At 40.0% G+C, this 21,564-nt stretch carries 22 protein-coding genes; 21 read left to right on the top strand and 1 reads right to left on the bottom strand.

The genetic code is table 11. From position 1 onward, the window contains the following. From FFF34_000295 to FFF34_000195, 21 genes are all read left to right on the top strand, one after another. Positions 1 to 549, top strand: coding sequence for an acyltransferase (locus FFF34_000295; protein TSD65873.1), 549 nt, complete (start codon positions 1 to 3; stop codon positions 547 to 549). After that, positions 536 to 1,450 carry a glycosyltransferase family 2 protein gene (locus FFF34_000290; GenBank protein ID TSD67924.1) on the top strand — a complete coding sequence of 305 codons (915 nt, stop codon included), beginning with the start codon at positions 536 to 538 and terminating at the stop codon, positions 1,448 to 1,450. Before FFF34_000295 ends, FFF34_000290 begins: the two co-directional genes overlap by 14 nt. Next, entirely contained in the window at positions 1,443 to 2,540 is a 1,098-nt protein-coding gene (locus FFF34_000285) for an acyltransferase (GenBank protein ID TSD65872.1), read from the top strand. The genes FFF34_000290 and FFF34_000285 overlap by 8 nt, the downstream gene beginning before the upstream one ends. After that, positions 2,537 to 3,370 carry a hypothetical protein gene (locus tag FFF34_000280; GenBank protein ID TSD65871.1) on the top strand — a complete coding sequence of 278 codons (834 nt, stop codon included), beginning with the start codon at positions 2,537 to 2,539 and terminating at the stop codon, positions 3,368 to 3,370. The genes FFF34_000285 and FFF34_000280 overlap by 4 nt, the downstream gene beginning before the upstream one ends. Beyond that, on the top strand, positions 3,367 to 4,275 hold the full coding sequence (locus tag FFF34_000275) for a glycosyltransferase family 2 protein (protein TSD65870.1): 909 nt from the start codon (positions 3,367 to 3,369) through the stop codon (positions 4,273 to 4,275). The genes FFF34_000280 and FFF34_000275 overlap by 4 nt, the downstream gene beginning before the upstream one ends. 5 nt (positions 4,276 to 4,280) lie before the next feature. Continuing rightward, positions 4,281 to 5,249 (top strand): glycosyltransferase, encoded by a 969-nt coding sequence (locus tag FFF34_000270; protein ID TSD65869.1) that lies wholly within the window; start codon positions 4,281 to 4,283, stop codon positions 5,247 to 5,249. A gap of 1 nt (position 5,250) precedes the next feature. Next, entirely contained in the window at positions 5,251 to 6,186 is a 936-nt protein-coding gene (locus FFF34_000265) for a hypothetical protein (GenBank protein ID TSD65868.1), read from the top strand. Further along, a complete protein-coding gene (locus FFF34_000260; protein TSD65867.1) occupies positions 6,165 to 7,118 on the top strand; it encodes a glycosyltransferase family 2 protein in 954 nt (317 codons plus the stop codon). The genes FFF34_000265 and FFF34_000260 overlap by 22 nt, the downstream gene beginning before the upstream one ends. A 261-nt stretch (positions 7,119 to 7,379) precedes the next feature. Next, complete coding sequence (locus FFF34_000255; GenBank protein TSD65866.1) at positions 7,380 to 8,384, top strand: glycosyltransferase family 2 protein; 1,005 nt, start codon at positions 7,380 to 7,382, stop codon at positions 8,382 to 8,384. 64 nt (positions 8,385 to 8,448) lie between these two features. Then, positions 8,449 to 9,582 carry a glycosyltransferase family 4 protein gene (locus tag FFF34_000250; GenBank protein TSD65865.1) on the top strand — a complete coding sequence of 378 codons (1,134 nt, stop codon included), beginning with the start codon at positions 8,449 to 8,451 and terminating at the stop codon, positions 9,580 to 9,582. Then, positions 9,572 to 10,528 carry a hypothetical protein gene (locus tag FFF34_000245; GenBank protein ID TSD65864.1) on the top strand — a complete coding sequence of 319 codons (957 nt, stop codon included), beginning with the start codon at positions 9,572 to 9,574 and terminating at the stop codon, positions 10,526 to 10,528. The genes FFF34_000250 and FFF34_000245 overlap by 11 nt, the downstream gene beginning before the upstream one ends. A 65-nt stretch (positions 10,529 to 10,593) precedes the next feature. Next, entirely contained in the window at positions 10,594 to 11,805 is a 1,212-nt protein-coding gene (locus FFF34_000240; GenBank protein TSD67923.1) for a glycosyltransferase family 4 protein, read from the top strand. Positions 11,806 to 11,899: 94 nt separating this feature from the next. Further along, complete coding sequence (locus tag FFF34_000235; protein ID TSD65863.1) at positions 11,900 to 12,685, top strand: FkbM family methyltransferase; 786 nt, start codon at positions 11,900 to 11,902, stop codon at positions 12,683 to 12,685. After that, positions 12,685 to 13,833, top strand: a complete 1,149-nt coding sequence (locus FFF34_000230) for a glycosyltransferase family 4 protein (protein TSD65862.1) — start codon at positions 12,685 to 12,687, stop codon at positions 13,831 to 13,833. Before FFF34_000235 ends, FFF34_000230 begins: the two co-directional genes overlap by 1 nt. Before the next feature lie 27 nt (positions 13,834 to 13,860). Further along, complete coding sequence (locus tag FFF34_000225) at positions 13,861 to 15,264, top strand: hypothetical protein (GenBank protein TSD65861.1); 1,404 nt, start codon at positions 13,861 to 13,863, stop codon at positions 15,262 to 15,264. Continuing rightward, positions 15,261 to 16,400 carry a glycosyltransferase gene (locus tag FFF34_000220; GenBank protein ID TSD65860.1) on the top strand — a complete coding sequence of 380 codons (1,140 nt, stop codon included), beginning with the start codon at positions 15,261 to 15,263 and terminating at the stop codon, positions 16,398 to 16,400. Before FFF34_000225 ends, FFF34_000220 begins: the two co-directional genes overlap by 4 nt. Then, positions 16,393 to 17,013: a class I SAM-dependent methyltransferase gene (locus tag FFF34_000215; protein ID TSD65859.1), complete on the top strand. Its 621-nt coding sequence runs from the start codon at positions 16,393 to 16,395 to the stop codon at positions 17,011 to 17,013. The genes FFF34_000220 and FFF34_000215 overlap by 8 nt, the downstream gene beginning before the upstream one ends. Then, complete coding sequence (locus FFF34_000210) at positions 17,001 to 17,873, top strand: glycosyltransferase family 2 protein (protein ID TSD65858.1); 873 nt, start codon at positions 17,001 to 17,003, stop codon at positions 17,871 to 17,873. The genes FFF34_000215 and FFF34_000210 overlap by 13 nt, the downstream gene beginning before the upstream one ends. Then, positions 17,863 to 18,426 carry a hypothetical protein gene (locus tag FFF34_000205; protein TSD65857.1) on the top strand — a complete coding sequence of 188 codons (564 nt, stop codon included), beginning with the start codon at positions 17,863 to 17,865 and terminating at the stop codon, positions 18,424 to 18,426. Before FFF34_000210 ends, FFF34_000205 begins: the two co-directional genes overlap by 11 nt. After that, positions 18,413 to 18,964 carry a colanic acid biosynthesis acetyltransferase WcaF gene (gene wcaF, locus FFF34_000200; GenBank protein TSD65856.1) on the top strand — a complete coding sequence of 184 codons (552 nt, stop codon included), beginning with the start codon at positions 18,413 to 18,415 and terminating at the stop codon, positions 18,962 to 18,964. Before FFF34_000205 ends, wcaF begins: the two co-directional genes overlap by 14 nt. An 18-nt stretch (positions 18,965 to 18,982) precedes the next feature. Further along, on the top strand, positions 18,983 to 20,557 hold the full coding sequence (locus tag FFF34_000195) for a hypothetical protein (protein ID TSD65855.1): 1,575 nt from the start codon (positions 18,983 to 18,985) through the stop codon (positions 20,555 to 20,557). Here FFF34_000195 and obgE read toward each other — a convergent pair. Then, on the bottom strand, positions 20,541 to 21,557 hold the full coding sequence (obgE, locus tag FFF34_000190; protein ID TSD65854.1) for a GTPase ObgE: 1,017 nt from the start codon (positions 21,555 to 21,557) through the stop codon (positions 20,541 to 20,543). The two genes, FFF34_000195 and obgE, sit on opposite strands and share 17 nt — an antisense overlap. Positions 21,558 to 21,564 lie beyond the last annotated feature (7 nt).

Genomic DNA, 21,564 nt, shown 5'->3' with positions numbered 1-21,564 from the left:
ATGACAAATCTACTCAGATCAATTGCATCCAAAGTACTAATAGCAGTTTACTGGCTAAAAGGTGTGGCTATACACTCATCTGTTAAACTGCATCATACAACAAGCCTTAATTGTGGTTATGCAAATGGCCGTAAAGGCCTGTTAACCATCAACAATAATGCGGAATTAAGCAAGGGCGTGGTTATTAAAGCATATGGTGGCAAAGTTACCATCCATCAAAATGTCTTTTTAGGCGAATACGTAGTGATTTATGGCCATGGCGATGTGCAAATTGGCGAAAATACATTAATAGCCATGCATACCTGTATAGTTAGTGCTAACCATACAGTACCCAATAAAACTACACTCATCCGCTCGCAGCCCGATATTTTAATGCCGGTTACCATTGGTAAGGATGTATGGATAGGTGCGGGAGCAAAAATTTTAGCCGGCGTAAGCATTGGCGATGGTTGTGTAATTGGTGCAGGCGCGGTGGTGACTAAAGACCTTCCCCCCTATGCAATAGCTGTAGGTGTACCTGCAAATATTACAGGTTATAGAAATGATTGAGCTATCGGTAATTATTTGTACTTACAACCCTAATGCCGAAAGACTGAATAGAACCTTAGCAGGGCTAAGAAACCAAACACTCGCTTTAAATAAATGGGAACTTATTATAATTGATAACAACTCCAGCACCGCTGTATCTGTTGATACTAACTGGCATCCAAATAGCAGTATAATTCCCGAGCCTAAAGCGGGGCTTACCTATGCCAGGCTAAAAGGCTTTTCCAGGGCCGTCGGGCAAATTATGGTGTTGGTTGATGATGACAATATTTTAGACGAAAACTACCTGCTAAACACACTTAAAATTTTAAATACACATCCAAAGATAGGTGCCATTGGCGGTAAAATACTACCTGAGTTTGAAGAAACGCCGCCCACATGGTTAAACCAATTTTACAGCTTATTAGCTATACGCGACGAGGGCGACAGTGAGATAATTAGCGAAGGTGACAAGCAATATCCAAAGGCAGCACCTGTTGGTGCAGGTATGGCTATCAGGAAGGCCGCTGTAAATAGTTATATTACCAAAGTAAATAAAAATAATAGCCCCGTGACCGACAGGCAAGGCAGCTCGCTAAGTTCGGGTGGGGATAATGACCTGGTGATGGAGGTTGTAAAACAAGGCTGGCAGGTGGGGTATTTCCCATCGTTAAGCTTAACGCATATTATCCCGGCCGGGCGAATACAGGCCGATTATTTGGCGCAACTCAACTATAGCAGCAATAAGTCATGGATAAAGGTATTGCAAAACCACAATATAAACCCCTGGCCAAAAATTGCCGCTTGGACGGTAGCTCTTAGGAAAGCTAAAGCATGGTTTGCTTATAAAGCATGGATAAAACCCGTAAATTATATAAAATGGCGTGGCGCATGCGGCATGTTTGAAGCATTGGCAAATGATTGAATATATAACCCAAAAAACAGCCGATAAAAAGAACGCGTTCGACCTGTTGCGCTTGTTATTGGCTATTAGCGTATTAATTACCCATGCGCTGTTACTGGGTGGCTATAAGCTGTACGACCCCTTACATACCCTATCAAAAGGCCAAACCAATTTAGCAGAGTTGGGCGTAATGGGCTTTTTTACCCTTAGCGGGTATTTAATTTCCGCAAGTTTTGAAAGAAGTGCCAACCCTGCAGTATTTGCAAGCCACAGGTTACTACGCATACTACCCGCCTATTGGGTTTGCCTGGTATTAACCGCATTTGTTTTTGCACCAATAATTTACAGCATTAAAGACAGGCACGTCGCCGATTATTTCGCTAATAATAGTGGTAGCGCGATTAATTATGTTTGGAAAAATTTCTTCCTCAAGATAAATCAATGGAGTATAGCGGGTGTGCTGGATTTTGCATCGTATAAGGATTCCCTGAATGGGAGCCTTTGGAGTTTATACCCCGAAATGCAATGTTATTGCTTTACCCTGTTAGCAGGTGTATTTGGCTTATTAAAAAAGAACAGCATACCCTACCTTATTATTTCCATTACTGTATTTGCCTTTTTCGCCATTGGCTTTAACTTTTCAAAAGGCTTTGGCCCTACCATATTGCTGCTATCGCCTGCTTTTAAACTGTATATATCTTATGTGGCAGGTTCGCTTATATATGTATTCAGAGACAAGCTGATATTTAATAAAATGGAAACCATCTTTATTGCTGGTTTCAGCTTACTGCTTATCAAATTTGGTGGTTTTCATTTACTATCACCGTTATTAATTGCGCTAACGCTGATCAATGTATTCCAGTTATTCTCGTTCCGGCTTAAATACGATATCTCTTACGGCATCTACATCTATAGTTTTATTGTAGAGCAATTATTGTATCAGATTTTTGGCAATAGTTTGCCTGTAGTGGCATTCATAGGAATTGCTTTGGTAATTTCAGTAATCTTAGGCTGGGCCAGTCATTTATTGGTAGAGAAGCCTTTTATTAACCTTAAAAAAACAACTGATGTACTATTGATACGATCAATTAATAGTAACAAAAGCAAATGATAACAGCCGAACCTTTTGGCGGTCTGGCCAATCGCATGCGGGTTATAGCATCGTGCATTGCGCTTAAACAAGTTTTAAAAACGCAGCTTACCATAGTTTGGAATGAGAATGCCGAGCTAAACTGCCCCTATCACCTATTATTTGAGGATGAGGGTATTTTTAACATCAGGCCAAAAAACAAATTGGATTATCATACCAGGTCATTAAACCACATGAGCGGTCTGCAAAAGTTAAAAACTAAGCTGGTTAATAAAATAACCGGCATTAACTATACCCTAAACGATAGTGACATCCTTAATTTGGTATTACCCGGCAAATTGGATATCCATGAAGTTGTCAGGCAAAACAAAAACGTTTATATACAAACCTGTCAAGAATTTGGTGTCGCTGATATGGCTTACAAACATTTTAAACCAACAAGCGCGCTTAGCAAAAAGATAAATGATATAACCGATGCCTTTAACCCATACACCATTGGCGTACATATCAGGCGTACAGATAACAAACAGGCTATACAAAACAGCCCTATCAGCTTATTTATAGCCCAAATGCACAAAGAGCTGGAGCAGCAAAATGCGACTAAATTTTTCCTTTGTACCGACGATATAGCTGTGCAGGATACCATGAAAGCGGAATTTGGCGATAAGGTACTGATACATCATAAAGAGGTGATTGACCGCAATTCGGTTAAAGGTATACAGGATGCATTGATAGATATGTATTGCTTAGCTAAAACAAGTAAAATACTGGGTTCGTACTGGAGTTCCTTCTCAGAGGTTGCCGCAAAGCTTTACAATACCCCATTGCAAACTATAAAACAGCTTAGTTGATACAGCAACTGATCAATTTTTTATACCGCACCCCAAAAGCTGAGTTGAAAAAATTCAAGCGTTTTGGCGGCTATTTTAATTATCGCAGCATGATGGTGGCAAGCCTGGCTATGCAAAAGGCATCAGCCAGCCTCCCCCCAGTTCAATCGCATGCCGATGGTTTTAGCATTTACTTTTTAACTGGCAAAAACTACTTGTACCAAACGCTATTCTGTATACAATCGCTGGTAAAAAGCAGCACAGAAAAATTCAAGTTCATTTTGGTTGATGATGGCAGCTTTGATGAGGTATTGATGGAAAGAATTAAGCGACAACTACCCGGAGCCGTAATTATTGATAAAGAAACGATAGATAAAAACCTACAAGAAACATTACCGGTAGATAGCTTTCCATATTTACATCATAAAAGAGCGGTATATCCGCACATAAAAAAACTAACCGATATACACACCCTGCCCGGCGATGACTGGAAACTGGTATTAGATTCGGACATGCTGTTTTGGGCCTACCCTACAGATATATTAAACTGGCTAAAACACCCGGACAAGCCTATCCACATGATAGACTGTGTAGAAAGCTATGGCTATACTGCAAATTTAATGGAAAAGCTATCCGCTTCTACAATTAAGCCCTTAATAAATGTGGGCGCTGTCGGTTTAAACAGTAAGCATATCAATTGGCACAATGTGGAGCACTGGGTAAAAGAGCTGGAAACAGCTGAGGGTACAAGTTATTATTTAGAGCAGGCTTTAACAGCTATGCTAATTGGCCACAAACCAACTATTGCTTTAGATACAGATAACTATATTGTTAACCCAACCGATAATGCAAAAGGCGTTTTACACCATTATGTCGACTTGTCAAAAGAGTATTATTACAAATCGGCCTGGAAAAAATTCATTTAAGAATCTTGAGTAAAACAGCACTAAAAATTAACTTCTCAGCTTTTTGGCCCGGCTTTAATAAAACAGATAACTTTTTTTATAATCTGTTAGCTGAAAAATATGAGGTTACCATATCTGAACAACCCGACATTTATTTTTACGACGCATTTGATACCGGCCATATTAAATACAACTGCACCAAAGTATTTTTTACCGGCGAAAATGTAAGGCCCGACTTTATGCTTTGCGACTTTGCATTTAGTTTTGATTACCCTGTTACCAAACGAAACTACCGCCTACCCTTGTATGCATTATACCATGATGTAACCACGCTGATAAACCGCCCTGTAGATGCCGAAGCTATATTAAAAAGCAAAACAAAATTTTGTTGCTTTTTAGTTTCTAATGCCGGTAGCGAAATCAGAAATTCTTTTTTTCAGGAATTGTCAAAATACAAACAAGTAGACTCCGGCGGCAGAGCGTTTAATAACATCGGCTATTTTGTAGACGACAAATGGGCTTTTATAAAAGATTACAAGTTTGTTATCGCCTTTGAAAACACCTCCTATCCGGGTTATACTACCGAAAAGATTTATGAACCGCTTATTAATAGCTGCGTACCTATTTATTGGGGCAACCCTTTAGTTGAAAAAGACTTTAATACCAAAGCATTTATCAACTGCCACGAATACGCGTCGTTCGAAGATGTTATTAAACGTATAATAGAAGTTGATAATAACGATGAGTTATACAAGCAATACCTTACTCAGCCTGTTTTTACAAACAACGTTTTAAATGATGATGTAAAAAAAGAAAACATAGCAGCCCGGCTCAACGAAATTGTAGCCTATCACTTCAACGGAAAAATTAAACTTCATCAAAAAATTAGACCGGCCTATTTCTTGGTGAAAAATACGGCCCGAAACTTAAACACGCAGTTTGCCATTCTAAAAACAATACCTAAACGGGTACTTAAAAAACTAAGCCACAGCTAACATGTCCATTGGTAAACTGGTATATAAATACATTTTTGAACCTACTGCGGGTATCCGTTATAAATTCCATCATTATGGCCTAAAAGGCTGGTTGGATTACGAGCTTGGCGTAACAGCAATGAAGAAAGCGGCTATTCAGTTGCCTGCTATAACACTTAAACCATCTGTTGATTGCTTAACCATTAATTATTTAACAGGGCAGCAATATTGGTATCAAACCATATTTGGTATACAGTCGCTAATCAACCAGTACGGTACTGATCTGGCCATTAATATTTACTCAGATGGCTCGCTTCAAGCTGAACATTATGAAGCATTAAAAAATTACTGCCCGCAAATCGTATTCGTCGCCGAAGAAGAGATAATTGAAAGTTTGAACGCTATTATCCCTGCAAACAAATATCCCAAACTTAATTTTTTGCGTAACTGGAGCCCATTTTATAAGCGAATGATAGACATACATTGTAAACCACAATGGGGTATACATTTAGATAGCGATATGCTGTTTTTGAAATATCCAACCGACTTGGTAGAGCTTTCAAAACAAAAAAAAGCCTTCTATATGGAAGAGTACGCCGGGCAGTCTTTTTTCTCGGATGAACCTGACAGTCTATTAAAAAATCTTAATATCCCGGTTATTCAAAGTGTAAATGGTGGCATAATAGCTTACAATGGTAATACCATAGATTACGACGACCTTGAATACCGCACAACACAATTATTAGATACCTATTTTGACAAGGGGCCTGGGCCTATGGAGCAAACCCTGATGAGCTATATACTGGCTACGCAAAACGGTATTGCCTTAAATAAAAATGATTATAAAATATATTACGATAATAGTATTAACCAACAGGACGATGCAACTTTAAGACATTACATCTTTAAAGCTAAACTCCCCTATTTTTCGGACGAATGGAAAAAAGTGATCCTTTAGTTTCCGTTTGCATGCCTGCGTATAATGCAGGAAAATATATTGCACATGCAGTTGCTTCTGTGCTGGGGCAAAGCTATGAGCACATCGAACTCATCATTGTAAACGATGGTTCAACAGATGATACGGCAAGCATTCTTGCTCAGCTAACCGACCCGCGTGTAACCATTTTAACGCAAACTAACAAAGGTCAGAGCGCCGCCGCCAACACTGCCTATAAAGCATGTAAAGGAGAACTGATAAAATTTGTAGATGCCGACGATATTATTTCGCCGGCTTATATAGAAAAGCAGGTGGCCCGGCTTGGCGGCAGAATAGATGTTGTAACATCGGCAGCCTGGGGCAGGTTTTATAACAACGACCTATCCACTTTTAAGCTAAACCACGAGGATGTTTGGAAAGATTTACCCGCAGATGAATGGCTGGTACGCTCGTGGCGCAGGGGCAGCTCGATGATGCAATGCGCCTTATGGTTAATACCACGACCGGTGATAGAAAAAGCCGGGTTATGGGACGAGTCATTGAGTTTAATAAACGATTTTGACTTTTTTACCCGTGTACTACTTAACTGTAGCGAGGTATTGTTTGAACGCGAGGCGGTATTATACTACAGGTCGGGGATTGCAGGTAGTTTATCGGATAGTAAATCTGATATCGCTGCACAATCTGCTTTCCGTTCAATAGATCAGGGCACGCAAAACCTTTTCAAAAAACGGACAGATACAGATGCCAAATTAGCCTGTGCAAACACCTGGCAGGACCTTGCTTATAATTTATATCCAAAAAACAAGGCATTAGCAGCAATTGCAGAAGAAAAGGTGAAATACTTTGGCGGCTCGGATATAAGCTATGCATCGGCAGGCATAACCGGGTTGTTGCTAACGTTTTTAAACTGGAAAACGGTGAAGTATTTAAAATCAAAATTCAGGGTTTAAGCACCTGGGCTGTCCGCCCGGACGGCAGCGGACTTAAAAAAAACTTGTTTAATTGGAATTAAATTTTATATTAGTAAGTGAGAGGTAGCGAAAAAAAACGAAAAACTTGTGCTACACCAACAAAAAAATGGAATAATTTACAGCCAAAAGTGGAAAGGAATAGGCCCATACTTACTGCAAAGCCACTTTTTAGTTACAAAAGCCTTATAAAACAAAACATCACCCCCAAATTAAAATTATTTTAACACGCTTACCCCGGTTTTGAGCACTGATACCCCATCTGTTACTATAAAAGTTTATGTAATAACCTACAGAAGGCCGGTATTGCTAAAGCGGGCGCTAAATTCGCTATTGCAACAAACCCATACCACCTGGATAGCCGAAGTAATTAACGATGACCCGGACGATTTGAGTGTTGCTAATTTACTGGCCGATATAAATGATAGCAGAATCATATTATCGGCACCTGCGGTAAAACGGGGTGGCACCCAAAACTTCAATTATGCCCTTAAACCCACCCACGAGCCCTTTGCTACCATACTAGAAGATGATAATTGGTACGAGCCTACTTACCTGGAAATGATGCTGAGCGCGCTTCAAAATAATCCAGGAAAAATGATGGCAGTGGGTAATCAAAACATATGGATAGAAGGCGTCGATGGTTCGTGGACTAATAGCGAAAGGACAATATGGAAGGAAACGACTGGTACCAGCTTTTATAGGTATCAACTAAAAGATAAATGCGGGTCGGCCAAAATCTGCAATAGCTCTATGCTCTGGCGGACAGAACCTACCAGAGAATGGTTAACACCAGATGATATACCTATAGATGTTACCGAACATTTTAGAGAACGTATTATACCCCACCCCATTTTGTTAGTTAATACACCATTGGTTAACTATGCCCAAACCATCCATACAAACCGATCAGATGGCTTGGTTTGGAGTATGTACCAGGTATTACTTATCGCTTCGGTATTTGTAAATTTAACCCATCACCAAGCTGATGCATTGGCTGGCGAACTTTGGGCAACCGCACGTAATGGCAATCCTTTATATAAAACCGCTTTACTGCATAGTGGCTTATCGCATCCCAAAGCGGGTCCATTATTTAAAATATCGACTTTAAAAGAGCGCCTACGTTATGCATTAGTATGGTTAAAAAGCCCGCGTGTGTGCTATAAAGCCATAAAGGCTCCTGAATTACTATCAAGCCATTTTGTTTTCTTGATCAATAGCCTTAATAACCAGCAAATTGAGCGTTAAAGATCATATATGTATTGTAACCCAATCTCATCTATGCCGGAACCCGCGGGTTTTAAAAGAAGCTATGGCGTTAGCTGCTCAGGGGTATCGGGTAACAATTATTACTATAGCAATCTCTACTAATCTTTATCAACAGGACCTATCACTCATAGCTGCGTATTCAAATATCAACATCCATATCGTATCTGATCTGTACGGTCCAAATTCGTTTACTGATAGAGCTATTTACAAGCTCGGCCGATCACTAAAAAAATATTTAAATATCGAATCATCATTGTCATTAGGGTATGGCGCATATAAGTATTTTAAAGCTTGTAAAGCGATAAATGCAAGTTTGTATATATGCCATCAGGAACTGGCTACTTACATTGGCACAAAATTGATGGCGCATGGCTATAAAGTTGCTTTTGATTTTGAGGATTGGTATTCAGAAGACCTGCTGCTCCAGGCACGTAAAGAGCGGCCATTAAACCTATTGCGCAAAGCAGAGCATACTGCATTAAAAGATGGCAGTTATTGTATCACTACTTCAAAGGTATTAGCAGGTAAGCTTAGCGAAACATATTCATCAAAAGCACCCAACGTTATCTATAACGTGTTCCCTTCAAGGCAGGATATATTGCAAAAAACAAAAGATTTTACAGGTACACTAAAACTTTTTTGGTTCTCACAAACCATAGGCCTAGGCAGGGGCTTAGAACAGTTTATCAGCATATCAGCAAAACTAAAAAAACCATTGGAGTTACATTTATTAGGCAACATTCACAATGCCTATCGCGGGCAATTAATTTCTATCATGCCGGTACAACATCAGCTTCACTTTCATCCATTGGTGCCCGAAAATGATTTAGCCAATAAAATAGCGCTTTTTGATATCGGCCTTGCGCTCGAATTAGACACCCCTATGAGCCGTAATTATACTATTACAAATAAGTTCTTCCAATATATACAGGCCGGTTTACCCGTAATAGCCAGCAAAACAGCCGGCCAAAAAGAGGGTTTCGAGCAATTTGAGCCTGGCTTTATGTTATCGCAAAAACCAACCGATGCTGAAATAGTGGCACTGGAAAAATGGCTTGAAGACCCTGTTGAACTACAAGCAGCCAGGATACGAACAATTGAAGCAGCAAAAGCTTATAACTGGGACAATGAATCGGGCAAGTTGCTTGCCTTTGTAAAAAAAACGCTTGATAAATAACGTAACCTTACAAATAAACCTTGCACCAGGGGACTACCTGCACGCCAGACATATTCTAAAACACCAGTTAAGCATATTAGCTGCACAGGTCAACGAGATTATTTTAACTGTAGATACCAGGCCTGCAAAAGGGCGTTTCGCCACAGGCTGGCAAGAATATAAAAAAGCCTTTGATAATTTCTTAATTGCCGAAATTCAGCCAAACTACAATGTAAAGATAGTGCCAGTAGATTATTCTGATGAAACAAAGAGCAAAGTTGCCCGCTATTTTTTTGGCGGAAAGCACATTCCTGAAAAAGACTTTAGAGGAGGGCCATTTTATGTATACTTCTTTGGTTTATATACTGCCACCAACAACCTTGTCTTTCATTTAGATTCGGATATACTATTAGGTGGTGGGAGTAAAAACTGGATAAATGAAGCTAAAGAGTTTTACAATAACGATGAAAATTGTTTCATCGTTTCGCCTTTACCCGGTCCGCCGCATGATGATGATATATTAATAGATCAATCAGTAATAAGCAAACTTGCTCCCTATACTTACCAATTAAACGGCATGAGTACACGGCTGTTTATGATAGATAAATCGAAGTTTGATTTACATAAATTAAGGTTAACGAAACCCACTTTACGCAGCCAGGTAAAAGCAGTGGCCGAAGGTAACCCTAACGCTGAATTACCCGAAATACTGATATCGGCATTTATGGCCAAGTACCATTTGAAACGTATCGACTTTTTAGGTAGCGGGCTTTGGTCTTTACATCCCCCCTATCGTACCACAAATTTTTACGATGCCTTGCCTGCGTTAATCGGGCGCATTAACAACAACCAGTTGCCCAAAAGTCAGCAGGGGTTCTATGATATCGTTGATGATGTTTGCAACTGGGATGAGGCCCGCGAAAAATTAAAGAACAACCGCTGGTGGAACAGACTTTTAGGCATTTGAAAAAGCTATTGATCATATCGCCATACTTCCCCCCTGTTAACGCTGCTGATATGCAACGTGTGCGCATGAGCCTTAGCTATTTTGCTGATAATGGCTGGCAAGCCGAAGTGGTAATGGTGGATGAAGCTTATGCAGATATTGCAAAAGACGATTTGCTATTGCAAAGCATACCTGCAGGCATCAAAATTCATAAAGTAAAAGCACTTGATAAAAAGTGGACAGCCAAGTTAGGGCTGGGGAGTATCGCCTTACGTTCGTTATGGTTTTACAGGCAAAAAGTTAACCGTTTGTTGCTTGCTAATAAATACGATCTTATCTACTTTTCAACCACTCAATTCCCGGTTTGCATATTGGGCGCTTATTGGAAAAAGCGATTTAACGTACCGTATGTTATTGATACGCAAGATCCATGGCATTCTGACTATTACCAAAGCAAACCCAAAAGCGAACAACCGCCAAAATATTGGTTCTCCTATCGCTTAAATAAATATTTGGAGCCAATAGCAATAAAAGCAGTGGATGGCCTCATCAGCGTTTCAGAAGATTACATTACCGATCTAAAAAATCGTTATCCGGGAATAAAAAACATACCGGCTAAAACAATAACGTTTGGCGCTTTTGATAAGGATATCGAAATCGCCGAAAACAACGCATTAAACTTTAAAACGTTACTACAACCAGGCTATACTAACATAGTCTACGTAGGCCGCGGCGGGTTAGATATGCATAAGGCTGTGCATCCCGTTTTTAAGGTTTTAAAACAAGGCTTAAAAAAACAGCCTGAAATATATGGCAAACTTAAATTTTATTTTATAGGCACCAGCTACGCAGCTGCAGGGCAAGGTGCAGCCACTATATTGCCGCTCGCAAAGCATTATGGTGTTGAAAGTGCTGTTATAGAAATTACAGATCGCATCAGTTACTATCATACATTATTAACCCTGCAACAGGCCGATGGCTTGTTCATCCCCGGTTCTGACGACCCAAAATACACGGCATCAAAAATATATCCCTATTTACTAACACAAAAACCTTTACTGGCCATTTTTAATCCGGCGAGCCCGGCTATAGATGTTTTAAAGGAGTATGAGGCAGAATATATTTATAATTACAATGACATACACGAAACAGATATTGAAAAATTTATAAGAAATATAATTGCTAAAAAGTCCCCGGTCCAACATTACAATGCTGCGGCTATAAAAAAATATTCTGCAAAAAACATGACCGAACAACAATGTGCTCTTTTTGATAAAATTATAATTGAAAAAAATTAAGCGAACATTCGGTTTTATTTTTCAGCACCCTTTAGGCAAAAAGCATCCTATCAGATCAATATGGTATTTAGTTTATTGGCAATTGCAAAGCAGTTTGTCCCCCACCCAATTCAGGGTAAAAAAGTTTATCGGGAGCACAAAGTTTTATGCCCGTAAAGGCTTAACTGGTATAACAGGCAATATTTATACCGGCTTGCATGAGTTTACTGACATGGGTTTTCTACTTCACTTTTTAAGGCCCGAAGATATTTTTTTTGATGTAGGTGCAAATGTCGGGTCGTATTCGCTATTGGCTTCCGGCATTTGCAAGGCAACAACAATCGCGTTAGAACCTTCTACCATTGCATCGTCTGTTCTGCAAAAAAACGTTGCCCTTAATAAATTAGATAGTAAAGTATCTGTTATCGCAGCTGCAGCTGGCGCTTATAGTAGTGTATCTGCTTTTACAAAAAATGAAGATACAACTAATCATATGCTTACAAATGAAGAACTCAAGCATGGCGATGTTGAAACTGTTAATGTAATTACAATTGATAGCTTGTCTTTTGAGCAAAAGCCCAGCCTTATAAAAATTGATGTGGAAGGTTTTGAAACAGAGGTAATAAAAGGCATGGCCGATACCTTAAAGCAAATAACGCTTAAAGCAATAATTATTGAATTAAATGGTTCTGGGGGCCGCTATGGCTTTGATGAAAATGCTATCCATCTATTACTGCTAACTAATAACTTTAAGCCTTGCAGTTATAACCCCTTTAAAAGAGAATTAAACGTATTGGAAGGGCATGGCAATTACAACACTATTTACTGCCGTGATATTGATTTTGTTAATACTCGCCTAACAAGCGCTGCCTCATTTAAAATAATGGGAGAATTCATATAATGCGCTTAGCTATTATCACTACACACCCAATACAGTATTATGCCCCGGTTTTTAAGCTGTTGCATCAGCGCGGTAAAATACAGTTAAATGTTTTTTATACCTGGGGCAAGCAAGCAATAACTAAGCACGACCCAGGCTTTGATAAAACAGTGGAGTGGGATATACCCCTTTTAGAAGGCTATCCTTTCAGTTGGGTTAAAAATACCGCTGTCGACGCTGGTTCGCATCATTTTAAAGGCATCATCAACCCTGATCTGATAGCTGATATTGACCAATGGAAACCGGATGCCGTATTAGTGTTTGGCTGGGCATACCACAGCCATTTAAAAGTGCTGCGTTATTTTAAAGACAAGATACCCGTGTATTTTAGGGGCGACTCTACCCTGTTGGATATACAGCCCGGCATCAAATCTCTACTGCGTACGGTATTTTTAAAGTGGGTTTATAAACATGTAGATACTGCTTTTTATGTAGGCACAAACAACCAGGCTTATTTTAAACAGTATGGACTATTAGATGAGCAATTGATTTTTTCGCCGCATGCCGTGGATAACGACCGTTTTGTACTAAGCAGAAAAACGGAATCCGATAAGTTACGAGCAGATTTAGGCGTTAATGCTGATGATATCCTGATACTTTTTGCAGGCAAGTTAGAAAACAAAAAATCTCCGGCTTTATTATTAGATGCATTTTTAAAACTCAACGCACCCAATGCACATTTGCTATTTACGGGTAGCGGCAATTTGAGTGAATTGCTGCAACAAAAAGCTGCTACAAATAAAAATGTGCACTTTATAGGTTTTCAAAACCAAGCCTACATGCCGGTAGTATACCAGGCATGCGATGTTTTTTGCCTGCCCTCGAAAGGTCCCGGCGAAACATGGGGGCTTGCGGTAAACGAAGCAATGGCATGTGGTAAGGCAATTATTGCTGCCAACAAGGTTGGTTGTGCTATTAACCTGGTGCAACAGCAAAATGGTATTATTTTCGAAAGTGAAAATATAAATGAATTGCTTACAGCCTTAAGAACGCTTGTTGCTGACAAGCCCGGACTTAAAAAAATGGGCGTACGATCGGCACAAATTATAAGCAATTATACTTTTTTAGCCATTGCGAAGGCAATCGAAGCTAAATGTATTCAACATTAAATCTATCTTGCGGATAACCTGTAGTTAATGGATAAGAAGTTATCGTTTGAGCGTTTAATTTTATTATATATACCCTGGATATTAGCCACATTGCTAAAATCTGATGCCTTGGTATCCTATTATATCGCCTGGCTTGGGTCGTTTTTTATATTTTTTGCCACCTTAACCGGTTGGACAAAAGCATTGCCCGACGACAGGCCCATTGCCGGGCAACTAATGCGCCCTATATTTTTAGTTCAGATTATTTTTGCCGGTTATACTTGTTGTACCTCTATCTTCTACTTTTTAAACGTGATAGGGTACGATAACTTTAGTAAAATAAACGCTGCCTATTTGGTAGATACCAATAAACTGCAAATAACAGCAGAGTGCCAACGCTACTATTGTTTAGGGCACGCAGCCTTTGTATCGGGTATTATATGCTTTATGAAATACCCTGTAAAATTAAAGTACAAGGTAGATACACAAAGCTTTAGCAACTTGCTATTTTATTTTGCTATTATCACCCTCCCACTATCGGTGTTGTTTTTAAAAATACCCGGGCTTTCTCAATTTTCTAATCAGTTTAGCTCACTAAGCTTTATATCGGGTACGCTGGCATTAGCATTTGCTATACCGCAAAAAAAAATATGGAATACCGCTATTTGCTTCGGCTTATATTTCTCTAACTTTTATGCAGCGCTTACCTCAGGTTTTAAAGAGCCGATTATTATTAGTGTTTTGGTGTTAGGCATTTTTTTATATCCAACCTATAAAAAAGTAGTACTGGCCATTTTTTTACCTGCCTTATTCGCCTTATTTATGCTTTTGCCAACTTATGCACGTACTTTTAGGCAAAACGCATGGGCAGATGATGTATCGGCCGACGATGCCACGCAATTAGCACTGGATGCAGCACTTAACGATAGCGACATTGACGATACTAACTGGGGCTTTTTAGTTTATCGTTTAAGCGAGATAGATATGTTCACAACATTCGTTCAATCTACTCCTTCAAATATTCCTTTTTACAATTCAGAGCTGCTTAAACAGTCGCTTATAGTTATAATCCCGCGTATATTTTGGCCCGAAAAACCGAGCACAGAAGATTTGGTAATGGAGCGTGTATATGACGCAGGCGTAGTAAACCGCGCCTCTAAGGTATCGGCAAAACCGGCTTTTATTGTCGATTCTTATCTCTCATACGGTGGGTTCGGCGTGTGGCTATTTTTGTTTGTATATGGGGCCACCGCACAAATTATATCTATAAAAGCTGAAAGCTTATTTGGTGGTTATATGTTAGGGACGGCGCTTATCTTCTCCGGCTTATTCCAAATATTTTGGCGGGGGTTAAGCCTCGAGTTTATTATTAATTCAGTTTTTTGGAGCTACATCAGTATGCTGATGATAGCGTGGGTATTACGTTATAAAACCATTTTACGCCCGGTTTGAAAATACTACAAATTAACGCATCTTATAAACCGGCCTATATATATGGCGGACCAACCATGTCGGTATCTAAACTAAGCGAGGAACTGTTGAAAGCCGGGCATAAGGTAGAGGTATTTACTACCACAGCCAACGGCCTTGATGAGTTAAGTGTATCAATAAATCAGCCGGTAATTGTCGACGGCGTTACGGTGACATATTTTACACGCGTAACAAAAGATCACACTCATTTTTCGCCTTCGTTACTTAAAACACTATGGAAAAGGGTAAACGAATTTGATATAGTACATATACACGCCTGGTGGAATTTGGTTTCGGTGTTATCATGTGCCATTGCCTTAAAAAAAGGCGCCCCTGTCGTATTATCTCCAAGGGGTACGCTTAGCAATTATTCATTCGGCTATAGAAACATTGGGTCTAAACAGCTGTTGCATCGTTTAGTTGGCAAACGGTTATTGAGCAAATGCCATATACACACTACCTCGCTTGCCGAAAGCGAACAGGTTAGTCAACTTATTAAACCCGTAAGCATCACTACCATTCCCAATTTTGTAAAACTGGCCGAAATACCCCATTCTGAACAACCAATTGATGGAGCGTTTAAGCTTCTTTTCTTTTCGCGCATCGACGAAAAAAAGGGACTTGATATTTTGTTGAACGCCCTAAAAAACATCACCATTCCTTACCATCTTACCATTGCAGGCGATGGCGATAAAGCATATATAGATGAATTGAAAAAATTGGCTACAGCCAATGGAGTCGACAAACACATTACTTGGGCCGGCTTTTACAACGATGATAAGTTTGACATGCTGCAACAACATCAGCTAAAGATACTACCCTCGCACAACGAAAACTTTGGTAACGTGGTGATAGAAAGCTTAAGTGTTGGCACCGCTGTACTGTTAAGCAAGCATGTGGGCCTTGCTCATTATATCATAGAAAACAAGCTGGGTTGGATAGGCGATACTGATGCGGCGTTACTCGGCCAAAAAATAACAGATATCGCAGTTAATCATCAAACCGACCTTGAAAGAATAAGGGCAACTGCGCCGGCTATTATACATCATGATTTTAATGATGATGAAATAGTTAAAAAATATATCAATCTTTATCAAACCATAACCCAAAATGTCTGACTATAAGGATTACGTTTATCATAGCGATGGAATGACCCACAACTTCCATTACATATTGCAGCCCCTGCTACAATTGCTTGATAAAAATAAAAACCAATGCATTTTAGATCTGGGTTGCGGTAATGGTTTCCTGGTTAATCACCTGCTTTCATTAGGTTATAACGCCTACGGCACTGATGCCTCTGAACAAGGGATTGAAATAGCGCAAAAAACCAACTCAAACAAGTTTTTTCTTCAGGACCTTTCAACCGGCGAACTACCTGTACCTTTACAGCAAATACAATTTGATACCATTATATCTACCGAGGTGATCGAACACCTTTACGACCCGGAAGGCTTTATACTTTTTTGTAAAAAGATGTTAGGTGGCAAAGGCGAAATTATACTTTCTACCCCCTATCATGGTTATTTAAAAAACCTGATGCTTAGCCTGTTTAACAAATGGGACAGTCATGCCAACCCTATATGGTTGGGCGGCCATATTAAATTATGGTCGTTTAAAACGCTTAGTAAATTATTAACAGATAATGGTTTTAAAGTAACCGACTTTACAGGATGCGGCCGTATACCTTACTTATGGAAATCGATGATCATTAAAGCATGCCTGAGTTAAACCCCTCATTTTCGTTTATTATACTAACTTATAATGAGGAAATGCATCTGCCAAGGCTGCTGGAATCAATATCCGCGCTGCATGCAAATACCTTTATACTCGACTCCGGAAGTACTGATGGCACTATTACAATAGCCGAAACAGCCGGCGCTGTAATTATGCAGCATCCATTTGTAAACCACCCTAAACAATGGGATTACGCTCTAAAAATATTTGATATTAAAACGCCTTGGGTAATATGCCTCGACGCCGACCAAGTGGTCACGCCAGAGCTGTATCAGCGATTGGCTAACTTTAAAGACGAACATCATCAGCACATTAACGGCATATACTTTAATCGTAAAAACTATTTTAAGGGGCGATGGCTTAAACATGGTGGCTATTATCCTTTTTACCTGCTTAAAATGGTAAGGTTTGGTGTTGGTTTTTCTGACCTTAACGAAAACATGGACCACCGGCTTATTGTGCCCGGCAACACCGTTATTTGGAAAGACGGGCATATTTTAGAAGAAAATCTTAAAGAGAACAACATACGTTTTTGGATAGATAAGCATAATAAATACAGCGACCTGGTTGCATTAGAAGAAGTTGAACGTTTACAAAACCTGCGTAGCCAAACTATAAAGCCAAAATTTTGGGGATCGCCTGATGAACGCACCGCATGGTTAAAACAAATATGGTGGAGATTACCACGATATATGCGGCCAATGTTATATTTTTTATATCGTATTGTTTTTCAATTAGGTATTTTAGATGGCCGTACCGGCATCGTATTTCATTTTTTACAAGGCTTTTGGTTCCGGCTGGTAGTGGACATAAAAATTGACGAAATACTAAAGAAACAGAATAATGACCAATAAGCATTATTTCAAAAAATCATCACCTGTGAGGTTTGTTATTACTTTCCTGGTGTTGTTTCTGTTGTTTTATTATTTCAATGTTTTCTATTTCGGCATCACCTCTAAAGGCAACCATTACAGCGCGTTTTTAGATGAGCATTTAAATTACATTAAATGGCTGAGATGGATACTGCTGCATTCTGCTGCAAAAGTGCTTAACTGGTTAGGCTATATGTCTTTAGTAAGTAATTACGAACTTTTGGCAGTAGGGCATAGTAAAATAAGGCTTATATATACTTGTTTGGGCTTAGGGGTGATGAGCTTTTTTGCCGCATTTGTTATGGCTTATCCTAAAACCCTTAAATCAAAAATTATATTATTGATAACCGGCTTGTTAGGCATCCAAGTGTTAAATATCCTGCGTTTTATATTACTTGCACTATACTGGAACCGTACCAAAGAGCGTATAATAGACCATCACATTATATTTGATGTGTTTATTTATATTGTAATTGCCGTTACTCTTTACCATTGGGTAAACAGCAAAAAAAACAACCCCGATGCAGCAAACTGATCTTTCGGCATATAACAATCACCCTTATCATCCCGGCGGGAATGCTTTTAAACGAGCTTTGTGGCATTATGTAAACGCTTTATTGTTTAAAACCAGCTTAGTACCCATCAGTTCATTAAAAGTTGCGTTACTGCGCTTATTTGGGGCAAAGGTGGGCAAAGGAGTTATTATAAAGCCCTGCGTTAATATTAAACATCCATGGCTGCTTACCATTGGCAACAATACCTGGCTTGGCGAACGTGTTTGGATAGATAATGTAGCCGCCGTAACTATTGGCAACAATGTATGCATATCGCAAGCAGCTATTTTAGAAACCGGCAGCCACAACTACAAAACACCAACTTTCGACCTTATAACCGGCAGCATCACTATCGAAGACGGGGTATGGGTGGGTTGCCGTGCTATAGTAAATCAAGGCATCGTCCTGGCTTCACATTCTGTGCTCACCAGTGGGTCTGTAGCTACCAAAAGCACACAGGCCTATGGGGTTTACCAGGGCAACCCGGCCGTAAAAGTGCGCACGCGTACAATTTTATAAAATATATTTTAGTATTTAATGTCGTCAGCAAACAACTTTTATAGGTTTATTTTATTGGCAATTGGCCTGCTGGTTGTGGTATTAGGTATAGTATCATTTATACAACCCGCGGCCATATTTCCAGACCCCAGCTGGGGTTTTTGGGTGCTGCGTTCTATGCAGATGGGTGCGGCGTTTAATACCCTTATCAGCGTAAACCCTGAAAACGTTGCAACCAATGTAAGCGAGTTTTTAAGTTGGTGGTCACCAGGACAGTATTTAGTGCCTTACTTTTTTAAAGCGTTGCTGGGTTTAAATACCGGGCAGGCAACGGCTGTTACTACTACTGTATGCCAGTTAACAGGGCTTGCAGGCTTGTATTTCTTCTTTAAAAAAGCCGGGTTTAGTTCATTAATAGCCACCTTAAGCCTTGTTGTAGTAATTTGCCAACAGGCATTTTTAACACCATACATTTTTTATAATGGCGGCGAAACTTTGTTGTTTGCCTTTGCAGGTTGGTTTTTATATGGCTGCCTGGTATTTGATAAACCGAATTTAAAACTCGTTTTATTTGTGCTACTAAGCGGCTGGATAGGATTTATATGCAAATCGTCGTTTATATGGATGTATGCTGCCGGCTTGCTTTTTATATGGTTACAACTATGTAAAGATCAGCAAGGTTTTGGCAAATGGATAATTAAAGGTTTATGGCCGGGTATTCCTGCGGTGATATCAGTTGCGGTTATTTATGCATTGTACCTGTCTAAAGGCAACAACCCTTCGTCAGATACCGCCGGGCTAAAGCTTAGTTGGGAAACATTTACCTTTCCTTTGGCTTCGCCGCTACTCGCAGGCTTTTCGGTAGATGACGTATTTCACGGCCTTATATTAAATAATGATGTGCCCCTGCTCAATTATACCGGGGCTATAGTAGTTTTAGTGATATCGGCAGTACTAAGCATACTGCTTATGCGTGCTATTTATAAAAAAGTCCCTCAAAAATACGGGTTGCTATTAGTGGTATTTTACGGCGTATCTATCCTGTTTTTCGGTTATGCTTTTTTAAGGCAAATGGCCATATCATTTGAGGGGCGCCACTTCAGGATGATTGGCTTACTGGTTACGCCGGGGGCAGTATACTTGTTTAGCCAATTTAAGCCGACATACCGCACTATAGCCGTAACGGCAATAATGGTGATAGCTGTATTTACTATTCGCTTTTATGTGAAAGCTATGAGTGTTTTAAGGGATGATTGCGCTTACGGCCCGTCGGGGATAGCGCAACAATTTATTGACCAGCCATCGCTTGATTATGTAACCCAACTGGATAAGCAAAATAAAAAGGCACTGTTTGTATTTACCAGTCCAGACTTAGGTCTTGAGATCACCCACAACCGTGTCATCAACCTGGAACCACTAAATGATGATATCAGTATTAATTTTGACAGCTATGTGCACAAAGGCTTTGGCGGCCCTATATACATCTTGTTGCCTGCAAAATACATAGGTATAAGGGCGTCAGTAATATTAAAATGCTTCCCGGGGTACAAAGGTTTTACATTTAAACAACTAAGCGACGATTACGTGCTATATTATGCTACTTTGCCCCGGTAATATCGCGGTTTATCTCTTTCCAAAGCAAATCCTTAAGCTCGGTAATATTCTTCTGAGCCACTGATGATATAAATACGTACGGTATATCTGCCGGTACCTCTTTCTCCATCTCTTCCTGCAACTCCGCATCCAGCATATCACTTTTGGTGATGGCCAAAACGCGTGGTTTGTGCATCAGTTCGGGGTTGTACTCGTTTAATTCTTTAAGCAGTATGCTGTATTCTTCTTTAATGCTACGGTTGGTATCGGCAGGTACCATAAACAACAGTACCGAGTTACGCTCGATATGGCGCAGAAAACGGATACCCAAGCCCTTACCCTGTGAAGCGCCCTCTATAATACCCGGAATATCGGCCATAACAAACGATTTATTATCGCGGTAGCCAACTATACCCAAATTAGGCACAAGCGTTGTAAAGGCGTAATCTGCTATCTCCGGCTTGGCAGCCGACACTACCGATAGCAGTGTTGATTTACCCGCATTAGGGAAACCCACCAAACCTACATCGGCCAGTAATTTTAATTCAAGTATATTCCAGTCTTCTTCGCCATCTTCGCCGGGTTGGGCAAAGCGTGGGGTTTGCTGAGTAGCGGTTTTAAAATGCCAGTTACCTAAACCGCCACGGCCGCCTTTAGCTAATATTTTAGTTTCGCCATCGGCGTTTATTTCAAAAAGCACTTCACCGGTTTCGGCGTTTTTGGCTATAGTACCCAGCGGTACTTCTAATATCTCATCGCGCCCGGTTTTACCGCTTCGTAACGAGCTTCCGCCCGAATCGCCGTCGCCGGCAATTACATGTTTGCGGAATTTAAGGTGCAGCAAAGTCCATAACTGGGCATTACCCTTTACAATAACATGGCCGCCACGGCCACCATCGCCACCATCAGGGCCGCCTTTTGAGGTTAAAATATCACGGTGCAGGTGCGACGAGCCCGCCCCTCCGTGTCCCGAACGGCAGCATATTTTTACGTAATCAACAAAATTTGAACCCTGGGACATAATTATC

The organism is Inquilinus sp. KBS0705, assembly GCA_005938025.2.
GTDB lineage: Bacteria > Bacteroidota > Bacteroidia > Sphingobacteriales > Sphingobacteriaceae > Mucilaginibacter.
This window is presented reverse-complemented; position numbering and strand designations above follow the sequence as displayed.

What these genes read in the sequence shown, in the direction of transcription:
- FFF34_000295 (TSD65873.1), top strand. Translation starts at nt 1, where the DNA reads ATGACAAATCTACTCAGATCAATTGCATCCAAAGTACTAATAGCAGTT.
- FFF34_000285 (TSD65872.1), top strand. Translation starts at nt 1,443, where the DNA reads ATGATTGAATATATAACCCAAAAAACAGCCGATAAAAAGAACGCGTTC.
- FFF34_000280 (TSD65871.1), top strand. Translation starts at nt 2,537, where the DNA reads ATGATAACAGCCGAACCTTTTGGCGGTCTGGCCAATCGCATGCGGGTT.
- FFF34_000265 (TSD65868.1), top strand. Translation starts at nt 5,251, where the DNA reads ATGTCCATTGGTAAACTGGTATATAAATACATTTTTGAACCTACTGCG.
- FFF34_000260 (TSD65867.1), top strand. Translation starts at nt 6,165, where the DNA reads ATGGAAAAAAGTGATCCTTTAGTTTCCGTTTGCATGCCTGCGTATAAT.
- FFF34_000250 (TSD65865.1), top strand. Translation starts at nt 8,449, where the DNA reads ATGGCGTTAGCTGCTCAGGGGTATCGGGTAACAATTATTACTATAGCA.
- FFF34_000240 (TSD67923.1), top strand. Translation starts at nt 10,594, where the DNA reads ATGAGCCTTAGCTATTTTGCTGATAATGGCTGGCAAGCCGAAGTGGTA.
- FFF34_000230 (TSD65862.1), top strand. Translation starts at nt 12,685, where the DNA reads ATGCGCTTAGCTATTATCACTACACACCCAATACAGTATTATGCCCCG.
- FFF34_000225 (TSD65861.1), top strand. Translation starts at nt 13,861, where the DNA reads ATGGATAAGAAGTTATCGTTTGAGCGTTTAATTTTATTATATATACCC.
- FFF34_000215 (TSD65859.1), top strand. Translation starts at nt 16,393, where the DNA reads ATGTCTGACTATAAGGATTACGTTTATCATAGCGATGGAATGACCCAC.
- FFF34_000210 (TSD65858.1), top strand. Translation starts at nt 17,001, where the DNA reads ATGCCTGAGTTAAACCCCTCATTTTCGTTTATTATACTAACTTATAAT.
- FFF34_000205 (TSD65857.1), top strand. Translation starts at nt 17,863, where the DNA reads ATGACCAATAAGCATTATTTCAAAAAATCATCACCTGTGAGGTTTGTT.
- wcaF (TSD65856.1), top strand. Translation starts at nt 18,413, where the DNA reads ATGCAGCAAACTGATCTTTCGGCATATAACAATCACCCTTATCATCCC.
- FFF34_000195 (TSD65855.1), top strand. Translation starts at nt 18,983, where the DNA reads ATGTCGTCAGCAAACAACTTTTATAGGTTTATTTTATTGGCAATTGGC.
- obgE (TSD65854.1), bottom strand. Translation starts at nt 21,557, where the DNA reads ATGTCCCAGGGTTCAAATTTTGTTGATTACGTAAAAATATGCTGCCGT.